Source organism: Neisseria sp. P0024.S006 (assembly GCF_051956595.1).
Taxonomy (GTDB): Bacteria; Pseudomonadota; Gammaproteobacteria; order Burkholderiales; family Neisseriaceae; genus Neisseria.
Window position 1 is genome coordinate 59,361 of record NZ_JBQCXH010000006.1, and the last position, 15,948, is coordinate 75,308.

15 protein-coding genes and 3 tRNA genes are annotated in these 15,948 nt (G+C 46.9%); 7 read left to right on the top strand and 11 right to left on the bottom strand.

Translation table 11 applies throughout. The annotated features are described in order from the left end of the window. Nucleotides 1–57: 57 nt before the first annotated feature. Together lolD and ACTHUF_RS10550 are read right to left on the bottom strand one after the other, a co-directional pair. The gene (gene lolD / locus ACTHUF_RS10545; RefSeq protein ID WP_003683651.1) at nt 58–741 is read right to left on the bottom strand and encodes a lipoprotein-releasing ABC transporter ATP-binding protein LolD; all 684 of its coding nucleotides are present in this window, start codon (nt 739–741) and stop codon (nt 58–60) included. Beyond that, nucleotides 734–1,984, bottom strand: coding sequence for a lipoprotein-releasing ABC transporter permease subunit (locus tag ACTHUF_RS10550; protein ID WP_254323693.1), 1,251 nt, complete (start codon nt 1,982–1,984; stop codon nt 734–736). Before ACTHUF_RS10550 ends, lolD begins: the two co-directional genes overlap by 8 nt. 214 nt (nt 1,985–2,198) lie before the next feature. On the opposite strand from ACTHUF_RS10550, the gene ACTHUF_RS10555 reads away from it, so the two are divergent. Beyond that, a complete protein-coding gene (locus tag ACTHUF_RS10555; protein WP_315093608.1) occupies nt 2,199–2,486 on the top strand; it encodes a hypothetical protein in 288 nt (95 codons plus the stop codon). 62 nt (nt 2,487–2,548) lie between these two features. Here the strand turns inward: ACTHUF_RS10555 and recR are convergent, their stop codons facing one another. The 4 genes from recR to rnr all read right to left on the bottom strand — a co-directional run bounded on the left by recR (nt 2,549) and on the right by rnr (nt 8,145). Next, complete coding sequence (gene recR / locus ACTHUF_RS10560; RefSeq protein WP_070814021.1) at nt 2,549–3,154, bottom strand: recombination mediator RecR; 606 nt, start codon at nt 3,152–3,154, stop codon at nt 2,549–2,551. An 82-nt stretch (nt 3,155–3,236) separates the two neighbouring features. Beyond that, the gene (locus tag ACTHUF_RS10565) at nt 3,237–5,090 is read right to left on the bottom strand and encodes a SurA N-terminal domain-containing protein (RefSeq protein WP_315093610.1); all 1,854 of its coding nucleotides are present in this window, start codon (nt 5,088–5,090) and stop codon (nt 3,237–3,239) included. Nucleotides 5,091–5,235: 145 nt separating this feature from the next. Next, entirely contained in the window at nt 5,236–5,583 is a 348-nt protein-coding gene (locus ACTHUF_RS10570; protein ID WP_440407650.1) for an ArsC family reductase, read from the bottom strand. 81 nt (nt 5,584–5,664) lie between these two features. After that, nucleotides 5,665–8,145: a ribonuclease R gene (gene rnr / locus ACTHUF_RS10575; protein WP_315093808.1), complete on the bottom strand. Its 2,481-nt coding sequence runs from the start codon at nt 8,143–8,145 to the stop codon at nt 5,665–5,667. A gap of 94 nt (nt 8,146–8,239) precedes the next feature. On the opposite strand from rnr, the gene ACTHUF_RS10580 reads away from it, so the two are divergent. The 3 genes from ACTHUF_RS10580 to ACTHUF_RS10590 all read left to right on the top strand — a co-directional run bounded on the left by ACTHUF_RS10580 (nt 8,240) and on the right by ACTHUF_RS10590 (nt 8,606). Continuing rightward, a tRNA-Leu gene (locus ACTHUF_RS10580) sits at nt 8,240–8,326 on the top strand. Between the two features lie 38 nt (nt 8,327–8,364). After that, nucleotides 8,365–8,451: transfer RNA gene (locus tag ACTHUF_RS10585), tRNA-Leu, on the top strand. Between the two features lie 64 nt (nt 8,452–8,515). Continuing rightward, nucleotides 8,516–8,606: transfer RNA gene (locus ACTHUF_RS10590), tRNA-Ser, on the top strand. A gap of 182 nt (nt 8,607–8,788) precedes the next feature. Here ACTHUF_RS10590 and ACTHUF_RS10595 read toward each other — a convergent pair. The 5 genes from ACTHUF_RS10595 to dnaQ form a co-directional block, all read right to left on the bottom strand. Beyond that, nucleotides 8,789–9,532: a thermonuclease family protein gene (locus ACTHUF_RS10595; RefSeq protein ID WP_315093614.1), complete on the bottom strand. Its 744-nt coding sequence runs from the start codon at nt 9,530–9,532 to the stop codon at nt 8,789–8,791. Between the two features lie 74 nt (nt 9,533–9,606). Next, nucleotides 9,607–10,278, bottom strand: coding sequence for a ribose-5-phosphate isomerase RpiA (rpiA, locus tag ACTHUF_RS10600; RefSeq protein WP_315093616.1), 672 nt, complete (start codon nt 10,276–10,278; stop codon nt 9,607–9,609). A gap of 43 nt (nt 10,279–10,321) precedes the next feature. Beyond that, complete coding sequence (gene ispF, locus ACTHUF_RS10605; RefSeq protein WP_315093618.1) at nt 10,322–10,801, bottom strand: 2-C-methyl-D-erythritol 2,4-cyclodiphosphate synthase; 480 nt, start codon at nt 10,799–10,801, stop codon at nt 10,322–10,324. A 32-nt stretch (nt 10,802–10,833) separates the two neighbouring features. After that, nucleotides 10,834–11,520, bottom strand: coding sequence for a 2-C-methyl-D-erythritol 4-phosphate cytidylyltransferase (gene ispD / locus ACTHUF_RS10610; protein ID WP_315093620.1), 687 nt, complete (start codon nt 11,518–11,520; stop codon nt 10,834–10,836). Beyond that, nucleotides 11,517–12,254 carry a DNA polymerase III subunit epsilon gene (dnaQ, locus tag ACTHUF_RS10615; protein WP_440407653.1) on the bottom strand — a complete coding sequence of 246 codons (738 nt, stop codon included), beginning with the start codon at nt 12,252–12,254 and terminating at the stop codon, nt 11,517–11,519. Before dnaQ ends, ispD begins: the two co-directional genes overlap by 4 nt. A gap of 341 nt (nt 12,255–12,595) precedes the next feature. Between dnaQ and ACTHUF_RS10620 the strand changes: the two genes are divergently transcribed. From ACTHUF_RS10620 to ACTHUF_RS10630, 3 genes are all read left to right on the top strand, one after another. Then, entirely contained in the window at nt 12,596–13,072 is a 477-nt protein-coding gene (locus tag ACTHUF_RS10620; RefSeq protein WP_003746951.1) for a hypothetical protein, read from the top strand. A 142-nt stretch (nt 13,073–13,214) separates the two neighbouring features. Next, on the top strand, nt 13,215–13,898 hold the full coding sequence (locus tag ACTHUF_RS10625) for a 16S rRNA pseudouridine(516) synthase (protein ID WP_315093624.1): 684 nt from the start codon (nt 13,215–13,217) through the stop codon (nt 13,896–13,898). 665 nt (nt 13,899–14,563) lie between these two features. Next, a complete protein-coding gene (locus ACTHUF_RS10630; protein ID WP_440407655.1) occupies nt 14,564–15,928 on the top strand; it encodes a sodium-dependent transporter in 1,365 nt (454 codons plus the stop codon). The last annotated feature ends 20 nt before the right edge of the window (nt 15,929–15,948 follow it).

Genomic DNA, 15,948 nt, shown 5'->3' on the forward strand with positions numbered 1-15,948 from the left:
TCAGACGGCCTCTATTATACCGTTCAAAGCATAAAATATTTGCCTGAAATAATAACCTTATTGCAGCACTTGCAGGCTGCCGTCTTTCATGGTCATTACCCGGTCAAAACGCTCAGCCAGCTCGTCATCATGGGTCACTACAATCAGGCTGGTGTTTAATTCGCGTTTCAAATCCAGCATCATGTCCAGCACATTTTGCGCATTTTTACGGTCAAGGTTCCCCGTCGGCTCATCTGCCAGTAAGCATTTCGGCTCATTAACCAAAGCACGGGCAATCGCCGCACGCTGACGCTCGCCGCCGGAAAGTTCGCTCGGACGGTGCAGCATACGCTTATCCAAGCCAACCTTTTTCAGCATCTTGACAGCCTTCTCCTCAGCCATCGCCTTGGGCATTTTGCCGATTAAAAGCGGCATCATGACATTTTCCAAAGCAGAAAACTCAGGCAATAGATGGTGGAACTGATACACAAAGCCCAAATAACGGTTGCGCAATTCACCCAACTGTTTTTGGCTCAAACCGCCCAAATCCTGATCCATCAGTATTACCTTGCCTTCAGACGGCATATCCAAACCACCAAGAAGGTGCAGCAATGTGGATTTACCGCTGCCTGACGAACCGATGATACTCACGCTTTCCGCTTCGGCAACTTCAAAATCTAAATGATTCAACACTTGTACATTCAATGCGCCGTCATTATAGCTTTTGCCAACGCCGGTACATTTCAAAATTGTCTTACTCATAACGCAAAGCCTCCGCAGGTTGGGTTTTTGCTGCACGCCAGCTCGGATACAGTGTGGCAATAAATGCCAAGCCAAGCGAAATGCAGGCAATAACGGCGACATCCTTCAAATTCACATCACTAGGCAGGTAATCGATGAAATAAACCTGTGAGTTAATCAAATGCACGCCAAACAGGTCTTCAAAAAACGCGACAATCTTGCCGACATTCCAACCCAGCAATACACCGCATACCACACCCACAAGCGTACCGAAGAACCCCGCAAATGCGCCCTGCACCAAGAAAATCTTCATGACGCCACCCGGAGACAAACCCAACGTGCGCAAAATCGCAATATCGGCTTGTTTTTCCGTTACCGCCATTACCAAGGAAGAGACGAGGTTAAACGCAGCAACTGCGATAATCAGTGTCAAAATGATGAACATCATACGTTTTTCCAACTCAACGGCTTCAAAATAGCTGCGGTTGTTAAACGTCCAGTCACGCACCCATACTTCATCTTTTTTAGCATCAGGAATCAACTTGGCAATGAAAGATGGTGCATTCTGAGGATCAGCCAGTCGCAAACGCAGCCCACCGACATTTTCTCCCAGTCGATACAAGACTTGCGCATCCTTGATATGCGTCATGGCCAAGGTATTATCGACTTCATAAACACCAGTCTTTACCACACCGACCACATTAAACTGCTTCAAGCGCGGCACTACGCCGGCAGGAGTGACATTACCCTCTGGCGTAATCACTGTAACCTTGCCGCCAATCTCCGTGCCCAATGCTTCAGCAAGCCCTTGGCCCAAAATAATATCAAATTCGCCCGGTTTCAAATCGTCAAAACTGCCGGCCGGCATATCCTTACCGTAATCGACGACATTTTTTTCTTCAGACGGCAAAATACCGCGTATCTGCACACCGCGCACTTCACCGGCATTGGCAAGCAACGCCTGATCGGAAACATAAGGCGCGCTGGCCAATACTTCCTTTTTGCCTTTTACAAATTCGCGCAAATTCTGCCAACCCGGCGCACTGCCGACATCGTAATAGCCAATTTCCGCATGAGGTGCGACGTTCAACAATTGACCGCGTATCTCTTTCTGAAATCCGTTCATCACGGATAAAACCACAATCAGCGCCGTTACGCCCAAGGCGATACCGGCGATTGAAATCATGGTAATAAATGACATAAAGCCATTGCGTTTTTTCGCACGCAGATAGCGCAGGCCTATCCAAGTTTCTAAAGAAGCCATTCAAAAATGCCTCATTCGTTTGTCAAAAAAGGCTTATTGTACCGTAAAACCGACAGGTCGTCCGATTGCCCGACTGATGTAGCATTCAGGGATAAAGTGTATGTAAAACCATGTTTCTTCCCGTAAATTCCGCCGAAAAACTTGCACAATCGGCCAATCGCCCTTATTCTGAAGCTGTGACACACTTTGTCACCATCAAAAAGGAAATACACTAATGAACACCAAAAAACTCTTGGCCCTCGTATCCGTAGCTGTAGGTTTGTCATTCAGCTTCAATGCATATGCCGCCAAAGAAATCAAAATCAGTTCAAACAATACCGCTTACTCCGACGCCGATGTTCAAAAACTGGCAGCCACTGCTGTCGGCATGGGCGTAAAAGAACCTGTCAGCCTCAACAGCGGAAACGGTGTTGTTACCGTATCCGGCAGCAGCGCAACCAAATGCGCATTCAAAGTCGGCAACGGCGATACTCCTCAAATTCAAGGCGTGAGCTGCAAATAATCTGATTTCATCAATGAAAAGGCCGTCTGAAAGACTTTCAGACGGCCTTTTTATATTGGTATTTAAGATTGGATGTTTCTTCTATCGTAAACTGCCTGAGCCAAAGTACCGGCATCCACATATTCCATCTCGCCGCCCAGAGGAATTCCCCTTGCCAAGCGGCTGACTTTATAAGGAAGATTTTTAAACAATTCCGCCAATACATACGCTGTCGCATCACCTTCTGCTGTGAAGTTGGTTGCAATGATAATTTCCTCAATATCACTCGCCTGCAGACGGGCCACCAGCTTATCTAATGCGACTGCCGAAATATCCATGCCCTGCGCCGGGCTGACTTGCCCCATCAAAACAAAATACAGGCCATCATGGCAATTGGCCGCCTCCATGCTGGAGACATCCGCCGGCATATGCACAATCATCAAACGGCTTTTATCACGTTTTTCGTCTGCGCAAATTTCACACAAATCGCCTTCGCAAAATGTGTTGCACATCCGACAATGCTGCACCTGCCTCAAAGCAAACTGCAAAGCATCCACCAATTCCTGCGCTTCTTCGCGTTTGTACTGCAAAAGCTGGTAGGCCATACGTTGTGCGGATTTCGGGCCGACATTGGGCAGGATTTTTAATGCATTAATCAAGCGGACAAAGGCATCAGGATTTTTACTCATAATTTCAGACGGCCTTTAAAAAGATAGCTAAAAATAAGAAAACAGCCGGAATTCATCCGGCTGCCCTACTCTAATATTCTGCTTATTCGGCAGCATTATTAACTTGTTGTGCACCTTGCGTACGATCGATTTTCTTATCCAAATACTGGAGCAAGGCATCGAAAACATTGGCAGAAAGCTGCTGAACCAAAGCCTGTTTGGCAGCCGGAATCTGTGAATCGGCATTTTCAGGAGCAGAAACGCTCTGAACTTCCATAATCACCGGCGCAGGCATACCTTCCAACAATGTATACGCAGGTTTGCCGCCGACAGGACGTGCTTTCAGCAAAGCCGCATAAGCCTCCGGAGACATGGTTTTACGTGCATCTTGCGCGCTCAATTGAGAAACAGGCGACCATTGAACATCGGCAGCTTTACCGGCTTTCAATGCGGCCAAAGTTTCCTGGGCTTTTTTCTCTGCCAGTTTAGCGGCTTCAGAGCGCAGATATGCTGCACGGACAGTGTCTTTGACTTCCGCAAATGGTGCAATTTTCTCTTCGCGCACTTCTTTCGCACGAATGACCCAAACGGTATCGTTGTTGATGGCAATCACTTCAGAATTGTGTTTTTTCTTCAGTACATCATCACTAAACGCGGCATTAATCAACGCTTCAGGCAAGCCGGCTTCCTTCGCGCCCGCTTTGGTCACCCATTCATCCAGGCTTTCCACTTTCAAACCTGAATTGGCGGCTGCTTTTGCCAGAGAAGACGGATCATTGAAGGTATCTTCACCCAGTTTTTCTTTAGCGGCATTAAAGGCGGAAGCTGCTTTTTTCAGTTTCAAGGCTGCTTCGATACGCGCTTTGGCTTGTTCCAAAGTCGGCTCAGCTTCGACATTCAAAACTTTAATGACGTGATAACCCAAAGACGATTTAACGGTATCGCTGACTTCGCCTTTGCCCAATGCAAATGCCGCTTTATCAAATTCCGGCCCGAAGCCACTGCCGCCGCTTTTGCTCAGATAACCCAAGTTGCCGCCTTTGTTGCTGCTAGACAAGTCTTTGGAATACTTGGCCGCCAGCTCGGCAAAAGCATCTGGATGTGCTTTAAGCTCCGCAGCCATTTTGTCCACTTCGGCTTTAATTTCCGCATTGCTTGCTTCATCTCCATTAGGCATGACCGGAATGAAAATATGCGCAATTTCGGCTCTTGGCGACAAATCTACGCTTTTACTGTCGTAAGCTTTTTGTACTTCTTCCGCACTGACGGTTTGCTTGTCAGCCAAATCTTTGATACTCAAAGCCACATATTCCAGCTTAACGGCTTGAGGAATCAAGTAATCTTTCTTATGCGCTTCATAATATTTTTGCAAAGCCGCATCATCTACTTTGACTTGTGCCGTAAATGCTTCAGGGCTGAACGTAAATGAACGGATGGTACGCGTAGCTTGAGTCAGGTTAATCAACTGACGCGCTTGCGCATCGCTGACCAAAGCGCCGTTTTGCACCAAATTCAACAGATTTTGCAATTGGAACTGTTCACGGATATCTTCAACGAACTGATCCTCGGTCATCCTGCGTTGATCCAAATATTTCTTGAGCAAATCTTGGCTGAATTTACCGGAAGCATCATGGAAATTTGGATCATCCACAATAACTTGCTTGATTTGTTCCTGAGACACAGCGATGCCCATCAGCTTGGCACCTTGCTTCAGATAAGCACGTTGCAATAACGATTGGAATACCGCATCACGCGAAGGCGCATTATTGCCGGCAGCCTGCTCGTTTTGTATCGCAATCTGTAAAGCGTGTTCGCTGACTTTCTCATCCCCGACTTTGACAATGTAATCAGAACCCGGCGAAGACAAATTATTGGCACCGAATCCGATAAAGGTCAGACCGATGATACCTAAAACAATCTGGGCGGGTGTTTTATATTTTTCAACAATATGGAACATATTTATCCGAAAGAAAAGTTTGGCGCGGCAGCCGGAAAATGCTGCCGCAAAAATCTTAAAATCCTGAAAACAGGCTCAAAGCGCGTATTGTAACGTATTTTTTCGAGGCTTGCTTTTTCAGACGGCCTAAAAACCTAAAAATGCCTTATCCGAAAATTTCCTGATACGCTTCTACTGAAAAACCGACATAAACCTGCCCTTTTTTGACCAATACAGGCCGCTTGATGATACTGGGATTCTTCACCATTAAAGCAATTGCACCTTCTTTTGTGGCAGCTGATTCTTGTGTATTTTTATCCAGCTTGCGCCAAGTCGTGCCTCTTTTATTGAGCAAAATCTCCAAATCCGCCTGCTCCAGCCAGCCATCAATCAAATCGGCAGTCGGGGCGTTTTTCTTAAAATCTACAAACTCAAACTCGATGCCGTTTTCCGCCAACCAACTGCGCGCTTTTTTAACCGTATCGCAATTAGGAATACCGTATAGTTTTATCATCTTATTTATCCTTGTTTTCATTCATGAAATCACAAATTCAGGCCGTCTGAAACCTTTCAGACGGCCTGAGTTGAATGCCGCTTATTTCTTAGTAGCTTTCTTCACTTTAATTTTTACGCTTTTGCCTTGGGCATTATTTTTACGCCCGGCTTTGACAGAAGCTGTTTTCGCCTGCGCCTTTTTCTTGCTTGCGGCTTTAGGTTTGCTTGGTTTAGTAGGCTTGGAAGCAGGTTTACTTTTCAGCTTGCTCTTCTTTGCCTTCGCGGGAACAGCCAACGCTTCATCAATTTCTTTAGCCGAAAGTTTACGCTTACGCTTTTCGACAGGTTTGTCAGCAGCTGTCGGCTTGCTCACAGGTTTTGCTTTTCTACCGCCGCGTTTCTTACCGACTGAGCCGCCGCTGATTAAGGTCAAATCAATCTTGCTGGTATCCAAATCGGCACGCGCGACTTTTACAGTAACCGTATCGCCCATGTTGAAACGGACACCGCTGCGTTCGCCCTCAATCGCCATAATTTCAGGACGGAAGTTGAAATAATCCTCTCCCAAATCGCTGATGTGAACCAAGCCGTCGATATGAATATCGTCCAAGGTTACAAAAATACCGAAGCTGGTCATGCCCGAAATCTTGCCGCTGAAGACTTCGCCGACTTTGTCGCGCATATAATAAGTTTTCAGCCAGTTTTCCACATCGCGGCTGGCATCGTCGGCTCGGCGCTCGCAGAAAGAGGTATGCACGCCCAAAGCCTGCCAGGTTTTATTGGGTTGATAAGTTTGTCCGTTCAATACAGCTTTGATGGCACGATGCACCGTCAAATCCGGATAACGGCGGATAGGCGAAGTAAAGTGTGCATATGCGCTATAAGCCAAACCAAAGTGACCGTCGCAATGCGGCTCATAAACCGCCTGCTGCATAGAACGCAACATCATCACTTGCAACAGCTCCGCGTCCGGACGGTTTTTAAATTGCTCGGCAAGCGCAGCATAGTCTTTCGGCGTCGGATTATCGCCGCCGCCCAAACTCAGCCCCAGCAAACCAAGCTGCTCGCGTAAAGTAGCCAGTTTTTCGGGAGTCGGGCCCAAGTGATTGCGGAATAAAGCCGTATGTTTGTTTTTCAGCAAAAACTCTGCCGCGCAAACATTCGCCGCCAACATACATTCTTCAATCAGCTTGTGCGCATCGTTGCGGACAACGGGAACAATCTTGTCGATTTTACCGTTGTCGTCGAAAAGCATTTGGGTTTCGACGCTTTCAAACTCCACCGCGCCGCGTTCGAAGCGTTTTTTCTGAAGGATTTTGAAGAGTTTGTAGAGGGTGTCGATTTGGGCTTTGTATGGATGGTCGAGGTCGTCTGAAATCCAATCCCAAACTTGATTATAAGTCAGTCGTGCATGCGAACGCATTACTGCCGGATAGAAACGGTATTCCTTGATATTGCCGGCATAAGTAATCACCATATCGCACACCATACACAGGCGTTCGACATCAGGATTGAGCGAGCAGATGCCGTTGGACAAATTCTCCGGCAGCATTGGAATCACACGGCGCGGGAAATACACGCTGGTACTGCGTTCCTGCGCGTCCGTGTCGATAGCGTCATCAGGGCGGACATAATGACTGACATCGGCTATCGCCACCACCAAACGGTAATTGCGGCCGATTTTTTCGGCAAAAACCGCATCGTCAAAGTCCCGCGCAGTTTCGCCGTCAATGGTTACCAGAGGCAAATCTCGTAGGTCCACGCGCCCTTTCAAGTCGGTTTTACGCACATGATCGGGAATTTTCTTTGCTGCTTTGGCACACGCTTCGCTGAATTGATGAGGCAAATGGTGCTTGCGCACGGCGATTTCGATTTCCATACCGCTGTCGGCATAATCGCCCAACACTTCAATGATTTTCGCTACGGCAGGACGGTTTTGCTCGGGGTAAGTCTCAATTTCACCGACAATGACTTGACCGGATTGCGGTTTAAAGTACGCTACGCTTTCAGGTTCCAAAACAATGCTTTGATTCAAGCGTTTGTCTTCCGCCTCCAAAATCGCCACGCCGCGATCCATATAAAAACGGCCGACCACTTTAGACTGCGCACGCTCCACCACATCTAAAACCGTACCTTCGCGACGGCCTCTGCGGTCGATACCGGCAGGGCGCACGGTAACAATATCCCCGTGCATCACACCGCGCATCTGACGCTCATACAAAACGAAATCGCCCTCACCCGTCGGCGTAAGCGGCACGGCAAAACCAAAACCGTCTTTATGCGCTTCGACACGGCATTTAACCAATGCCAATTTTTCTGCCGCACATACCGCACCCCGTCGGTTGATCAATACCTGGCCATCGCGCGCCATCGCTTTCAGACGGCGTTCGAAGAATTCATATTCATCTTCTGCAATCGACAATTCATGCGCCAAAGCTTCGATTTTTGTCGGCACACCCTTTTGTTCCAATAATTCAATGACCCATTCACGGCTGGGCAACGGATGAGCGTAACGTTGTTTCTCCCGCTCTAAATACGGGTCTTTTTCTCGTAAATTTAAAGATTTAGTATTTTTGTTCATTTTGATGGTTGACATTCTTTTTTTAAAATATATAATAGCTGCTTCTTCGCAGTACAGGTAGTCAACTCTACCTGAAATTGAAGAATAAAGCAAAGCCCAGGTGGCGGAATTGGTAGACGCGCTAGCTTCAGGTGCTAGTGTCCTCACGGGCGTGGAAGTTCGAGTCTTCTCCTGGGCACCAAATAATTTGGTGCTTCTTTGCTTAAGAAAATTTAAATTGCCCAGGTGGCGGAATTGGTAGACGCGCTAGCTTCAGGTGCTAGTATCCTCACGGGTGTGGAAGTTCGAGTCTTCTCCTGGGCACCACTGATAAATCAATCAGTCAAGTTTTCACATTATTCTGAAATAACAATTCAGGATAATAATCCACAGAGAGGTGGATGAGTGGTTTAAGTCGCACGCCTGGAAAGCGTGTATACGTGAATAGCGTATCGAGGGTTCGAATCCCTTCCTCTCTGCCATAGATACTAAAGACACCAGCTAACGGTGTCTTTTTTCATATCTGCCCTTCTTAAAAATATTACATCACACTTTTATTTCTCTTACCTTCTAATCAGAAACCTGCCACTCATTCTTATCTTATTACTAAACCTCAATGATTAAAGGCCGTCTGAAACTGTTCAGACGGCCTCTTTCTTAAAACCTACCAAATCCCAAACCATTGTTTATCAGACTGCTTTTTATTGCTGTTCTGCTGCTCGTGGTTTTGACGGCGAAATTGCCAAGGCGCTTGCGGATTGTCTTTTTTCCATAAGCCTTTACGCTTTTCCTTGGCTTGTTTTTGCGCGGCTGAATAGTCGGTGTAGGCGGTTTTACTTTGTTGTTTTTTGGCATAGCTTTCGTAATGCCATGCGGCGCCATCCCGTATCTGCATTAAATTCAAGTCAATCGTGCCGACTGATACTTGTGCAACTTCGCGCTGATAGCGGTCGCTTTCAAACACGCGCACTTTGGCTTTTTTATTTAGTGCGGCATCAATCAGATTGTCTCGTGATTGCGTACCATAGGCCTGATTGATTTCCGGCGCATCGATATAGGCCATACGGATTTTGTGTTTTCGGCCGTCGCTATCGATAATGTGCATGGTATCGCCATCATGGATTTTGATGATTTTTCCATTGTATGTGTAAGTTTGTCGCGATGCCTTTTGTTTTTGTTTCTGTTCTTGCTTGGGTTCAACTTCAGTTTTGGTGTCAGATGTGGCTTTGATGACATTTTCACCCAGCCATTCATTGACCTTTTCCAAACCGATATTGTCGTTTTGTGCCAATGTTGCGGCAACGCTTACCCCGGTACGAATCAACTCGGTATCGCGTGAGCTGTAACCAAGCGCGCCCAAAACGGATAAAACAACGGGCAACCATTTTATAATTTTACTGATTTGCATATTTTGCCAAATTGAAGGCCGTCTGAAAGACCTGATGTACTTTCAGACGGCCTTTTAAGATTGATTAATCTTCATTAATCCTGACAAGGCAGGATGACTTTTGCACCTTCTGCCGTACCCAAAACCAACACATCGGCGGCATCGCGGGCAAAAATACCGTTTTCGACTACGCCGGTGATTTTGTTGATTTCGTCTTCCATTTTCAGGGCTTGGTCGATATTGAGGCCGTGAACATCAACGATTTGGTTGCCATAGAAAGTAGTATAGCCGACACGCAACTCAGGCTGTCCACCCATGGCAAGCAGTTTGCGCGATACCAGCGAACGGGCATTTTCAACCACTTCTACCGGCAATGGGAATTTGCCCAAACGGGAAACATATTTGCTTTCATCGGCGATACAGACAAATTTATCCGATGCGCTGGCCACGATTTTTTCATTCAAATGCGCACCGCCGCCGCCTTTAATCATTTGCAGCGCGTGGTTGACTTCGTCTGCGCCGTCAACATAAACCGCCAAACCCATCACATCATTCAGTGAAACTTCTGGAATTTCGTATTTTGCCAAAAGCTCGCTGGATTTTTTGGAAGTAGATACGGCGCCCTTGATTTTCTTACCGCTTTTACCCAAAGCTTCGATAAAAAAGTTAATGGTAGAGCCAGTGCCGATACCGATGTATTCGTTTTCAGGAACAAATTCCACCGCTTTTGCGGCGGCAATGCGTTTGAGTTCGTCTTGAGTTGCCATGTTGTCAGTCTTTCGGTTTGAATGATGAAACGATTTTAAGCCCTTAGGCTTTAATCAGCAATACTGCCGCCTGCGCCTCGATGGCTTCCATACGCCCCAGATAGCCGAGTTTTTCGTTAGTTTTGCCTTTGATATTGACACAGGTCGTCTGAATCCCCAAATCGGCGGCAATGTTGGCGCGTATGGCCGGAATATGTGGCGCGAGTTTGGGTTTTTGCGCAATCACGGTCGTATCGACATTAACCACCTTCCAACCCAATGCCTGCACGCTTTGATAAGCCTCACGCAACAGCACACGGCTGTCTGCATCTTTGAACTCGGCGGTAGTATCAGGAAAATGGCTACCGATATCGCCCAAACCGGCCGCGCCCAACAGGGCATCTGTAATCGCATGCAAAAGCGCATCGGCATCGGAATGACCCAGTAAGCCCTTTTCAAACGGAATGTTTACGCCACCGAGTATCAAATCTCGCCCTTCAACCAACTGATGGACATCGTAGCCCTGTCCGACACGAATATTCATGTTTGTTTCCTTAAATAATGGGTTTTGATTGTTCAGACGGCCTTGAGCAACAATCTGACAATGTATTCGTCTTGCGGTAGCGTCAATTTTAAATTGCGTGTATCGCCCTGCACCAAGCGCGGCCGGATACCCAGTTTTTCAACCGCTGACGCTTCATCCGTAATTTCACTCAAATCATCAACCGATAAGGCGCGATTTAATAAGGCCGTCTGAAAAAGCTGCGGCGTTTGCGCCTGCCATAATCCTGCGCGTGCAACGGTTTCATCAATATGATGACTGCCGTCTGCCCGCTTGAGCGTATCGGCCACCGGTATGGCCAGAATGCCACCTTCATCATTCTCGCCTGCCTCATCAAGCAAACGCGTTAACGCTTCGGCAGGCAGGCAACAGCGCGCGGCATCATGAACCAAAATATTGTCTTGCGCCTCGGCCAAACCTTGTTCTAATAAAGTAGATACGCCATTGCGTACCGTTTCGGCACGACTTGCGCCGCCTACTCGAAAGACACGCACTTTCTCAGACAGGGCCGTCTGAAAAACCGAATCTTCCGGCGAAAGAATAACGGCAATTAAATCTATGCGTGAGTGTTGCTCAAAGATTTCTATGGTGTGTTGCAATACGGTTTTACCATTGATTTCAACATATTGTTTGGGTTTTCCCGCGCCAAATCGCGCCCCGACACCGGCAGCAGGAATCAAAGCAATATTGCGGCGCATCATGCTGACGCTCCGGCATCGGCCCCATCCGGCGTTTCGGCCTTGCGCCATACGCACGCTTCGCCCAAATCGTCCAAATATTTTTCATGCGCGGCCAGCTCTTCCGCATCGGCTTTGATGACTTTCAACTGCGACGTACGTTTGGTTTCGGCAATAATGGTGGGTTTGACTTCGCCCTCTTCTTCCGCCTCGCCGCCCATCAGGTCGAACTGCTGACGCGTCATGGCAAGATAGACTTCACCCAAAAGCTCGCAGTCGATTAACGCGCCGTGCAAGATACGTTTGCTGCGGTCAACGGAAAAGCGGTTACACAAGGCATCCAAGCTTGCCTTTTGCCCCGGAAACATTTCACGCGCCATGGCCAGCGTGTCGGTAACTTTACAACCCAGTTCCTCAATAGAAGGCAAACCCATGCGGCGGAATTCCATATTCAGGAAGCCGACGTCAAACTTAGCGTTATGGATAATCAGCTCTGCGCCACGAATAAAGTCGGCAATCTGTTTACCCACTTGGGCAAACGGCGGCGCATTCTTCGCTTCCAATACTTCAATCGTCAAACCATGCACCTTCGCCGCTTCCTCCGGCATATCGCGTTCCGGGTGGACATATAAATGAAGGTTGGAGTCGGTCATTTGGCGGTTGATCATTTCCAAGCCGGCAAATTCGACCAGACGGTCGCCGTTTTCAGGATAAAGACCCGTGGTCTCCGTATCGAGGATAATCTGACGTTGGCTCATGGTTGGTGGTTTCTACAATTATCAAAACGTCCTGAATCATACTGAAGGCCGTCTGAAATGTATAGTCAGCAAAACTTTAGCTGCTTTTCAAATACCCTTTTAACGCTGGATTTGTTCAGACGGCCTTTATTATTTTTTCATCTATTGGCCAGCTATTACTCCAATTTTGAGTAGAAAACCCAATTTCTACAAAATTTTTTAAATTTAATTTCTTTAATAATGAATACCTTACTTATTATTTAAATAATAGGAACAATTATCATTTGCAAATTTAAAAAATCTCCGTATAATACAACCCATCGAAACGAAACAACCGCACCACAGAATGAAAGGAGAAGAAAATGCCCGAAAGTATTTTTAAGCAAGTCTCCCTTGACATTCTGAGACTGCACCAACAAGCCATCCGCTCTTTAATCGCCACCAAATGTTGCGATGAGTGCGAAGTACACGACGCAGTATTCATTACTTTAGATGGCCGCTATTATGTTTGGCTTCCTTGCATGGGCAAATCGCCCCAATCAGAAACCGGCATCCTGCTGATTGAAGATGAAGACGGCAATACGCGCTTAAGCTGGGTGGCCGATACACGCGAAGTCAAACAAAAAGACAGTCTGTACAACCGCGTTGTTTCCGCCCTGCAAAGAAAAATGCAGCGCACGAAAAACAAGTTCATCCAGTCGGCAAACGCCCGATTGCTCGAGCTTACGCCTCAGCAAGGCCGTCTGACGACAAACAGCGAAGATTTCTCGCTTTCACCACATGACTTGATGAAAGCACTTTATCCGGCAACACATCAAATAGGAGAATTTGCCCTGTAACAGTTTTTGGTAGTGGTTTGTGTTCCTTTTGCGCCCCTTAACATTTTAAAGGGGCGATTTTTTTGCCTCTGCTTTTCAGACGGCCTCAAAACCGGTTTTCCAGTACAATAAAGGCCGTCTGAACATTTCCTACTTTTCAACCATGCAACTGCTCAAATACATCCAATCGCAGGGTCTCGGCAGCCGCAAGCAATGCCAGTGGCTGATAGACAATGACTGTATCGCCATCAACGGCGAAATTCATAATCGTGCCAAAGACGATATCGACCCGTCTCAAGTGCATACCCTGTCTGTTGACGGCGAAGAGATTGCCGCCGTACCCATGCCCTATTTCTACATTTTGCTCCATAAGCCTGCGGATTACGAAACTTCGCACAAACCCCAGCAATATCCGAGCATCTTCAGCCTTTTTCCCGACCATATGCGCAATATCGATATGCAGGCAGTCGGCCGCTTGGATGCAGACACAACCGGCATTATTCTGATTACCAACGACGGGCAATTTAACCACCGCGTTACTTCGCCCAAACACAAAGTTCCGAAGCTCTACCGCGTTACCTTGAAGCATCCTGCCGACGATACCCTTTGCGCTACGTTGAAAAACGGCGTCCTCCTGCATGACGATAATGAAACCGTCGCTGCCGCCGAAGCAGTGTTGGCCGACCCAAACACATTGATGATGACCATTACCGAGGGCAAATACCATCAGGTCAAGCGCATGGTCGCAGCCGCAGGCAACCGTGTCGAGCAGCTCCACCGTGAACAATTCGGCGACTGGAATATCGACGATTTGGCCGCCGGAGAATGGAAATTCATCCAAATCTAAAAAAATTCCAAAATTTTGAGATATTTTTTTAAACAAAATGGATTTTTAATTTATTTAAAATCAACCATCTAAACCTTATTATTTTTATTTAACAGAATTTAACACTAGAAGGACTGAACTATTGTATAATTCGCCTGTCTGAGTAACACTTGCTTCGAGAGAAGTGAGTAAGTGAGTAAGACGTTTTCCCCGTAATGTGTTTGGCCATCTATACTTTCCCCTTAGTATAGATGGTTTTTTTTATCTAAAATTCGGCAGGTCTGCAAATGTACTTTCAGACGGCCTCTCCTTATCAAAGCCCATCATTTCCAAACCGTGCAACCCTATTCATTGCTTGCCATTATTCCCACTTAGTTTCCGATTTCTACTGCACCCATCCAAACCCGTTCAATTTCAAATAAATCGTTTCATAAAAAGAGCGCTGTCGGCTATCCAAACAGATATAAACGTATGCCATTCAGACGGCCTCTGCTGATACCGTTTATTCAATATTACCTTAGCCGAATTCTCTGTTTACACGTTTCCATATCAAGCAGACTAGAAAGACTCACTAAAAATTCTTCATTAAATAGTTTTTTTACCTAACATTCTTTTCAGACTTTAGTCAAGATTCGTTAAATCTTTGCGGTAAAATGTTGTCTTTATTTTCATGTATCTGAGTTTTTATGTCTTCCAATCAACCCCGTCAAACTTGGTCCAACCGTTTGACTTACATCCTTACCGTTGCCGGCGCGACTGTCGGCTTTGGTGCAACGTGGCGTTTCCCGTATTTGGTCGGTGAAAACGGCGGCGGCGCGTATGTGTTTTTATTCTGTATCGCCATGCTGGTCATCGGTATTCCGATGATTTTGGTGGAAAACGTCATCGGCCGCCGTAAAGGCGTGAACGCGCTGGATGCGTTCGGCGGTTCGATGAACGGCAAACCTGTTGCCAAAGTTTGGAAAGCGGTCGGTTGGATGGGCCTGCTCGGCGCATTCGGCATCATGGCCTATTACATGGTGCTCGGCGGCTGGGTCATCAGTTACATCGTCAATATCATCGGCGGCAATTTGGACATTTCCAGTCCGGTTTCCGGCGAAGTTACCAAAAGCTTCTTTACCGAACACATCGAAAACAGCCCTTGGGAAATTGCCTTTTACACTTTCTTGTTTGTGGTCGTAAACCAATGGATTTTGGTCAAAGGCGTCATCGGCGGTATTGAAAAAGCGGCAAAATACCTGATGCCGCTACTGTTTTTGTTCCTGATTGCCATGGTCGTGCGCAACGTTACCCTGCCGGGCGCAATGGAAGGAATTACTTTCTATCTGAAGCCTGATTTCAGCAAGATTACTGCCGAACTTTTCGTCTTCGTTTTAGGTCAAGTATTCTTCGCCTTGAGCTTGGGTTTCGGCGTGATGATTACCTTGTCCAGCTATCTGGATAAAAACGAAAATCTGGTTCAGACGGCAGTCATTACCGCCATTACCAATACCATCATCGCCGTGTTGGCGGGCTTTATGATTTTCCCGTCGCTCTTCAGCTTCGGCGTTGCCCCTAATTCCGGCCCGACTTTGGTATTCCAAAGCCTGCCGATCGTGTTCTCGAATATGTGGGCAGGACCTGTGTTCGCCGTGATTTTCTTCTCGCTGCTCCTGATTGCCGCGCTGACGACTTCGCTGACGATTTATGAAGTGTTGATTACGACGATTCAGGAGAAAACCAAAATCCGCCGTACCGCCGCGATTACGATTGTCTTGGCCGCCATCTTCATCTTCGGCAATATTCCTTCCATCTTGAGCTACGGCCCATGGAAAGATATTTCCGTGTTTGGTAAAAACATTTTTGATGCCTTTGACTATATCAGCGGCAACATCCTGTTTATGCTGACCGCGCTTGGCTCTGCCTTGTTTGTCGGCTTCGTGATGAAAGATGAAGCGAAGGACGAATTGCTCTACAAAGGCAACCATACCACCGTCAATATCTGGTTTACCTATGTGAAATACCTCGTGCCGTTGGTGATTCTGCTGATTTTCATCAGTAACCTGTTCTGACAAGCAAACATATAAAAAGG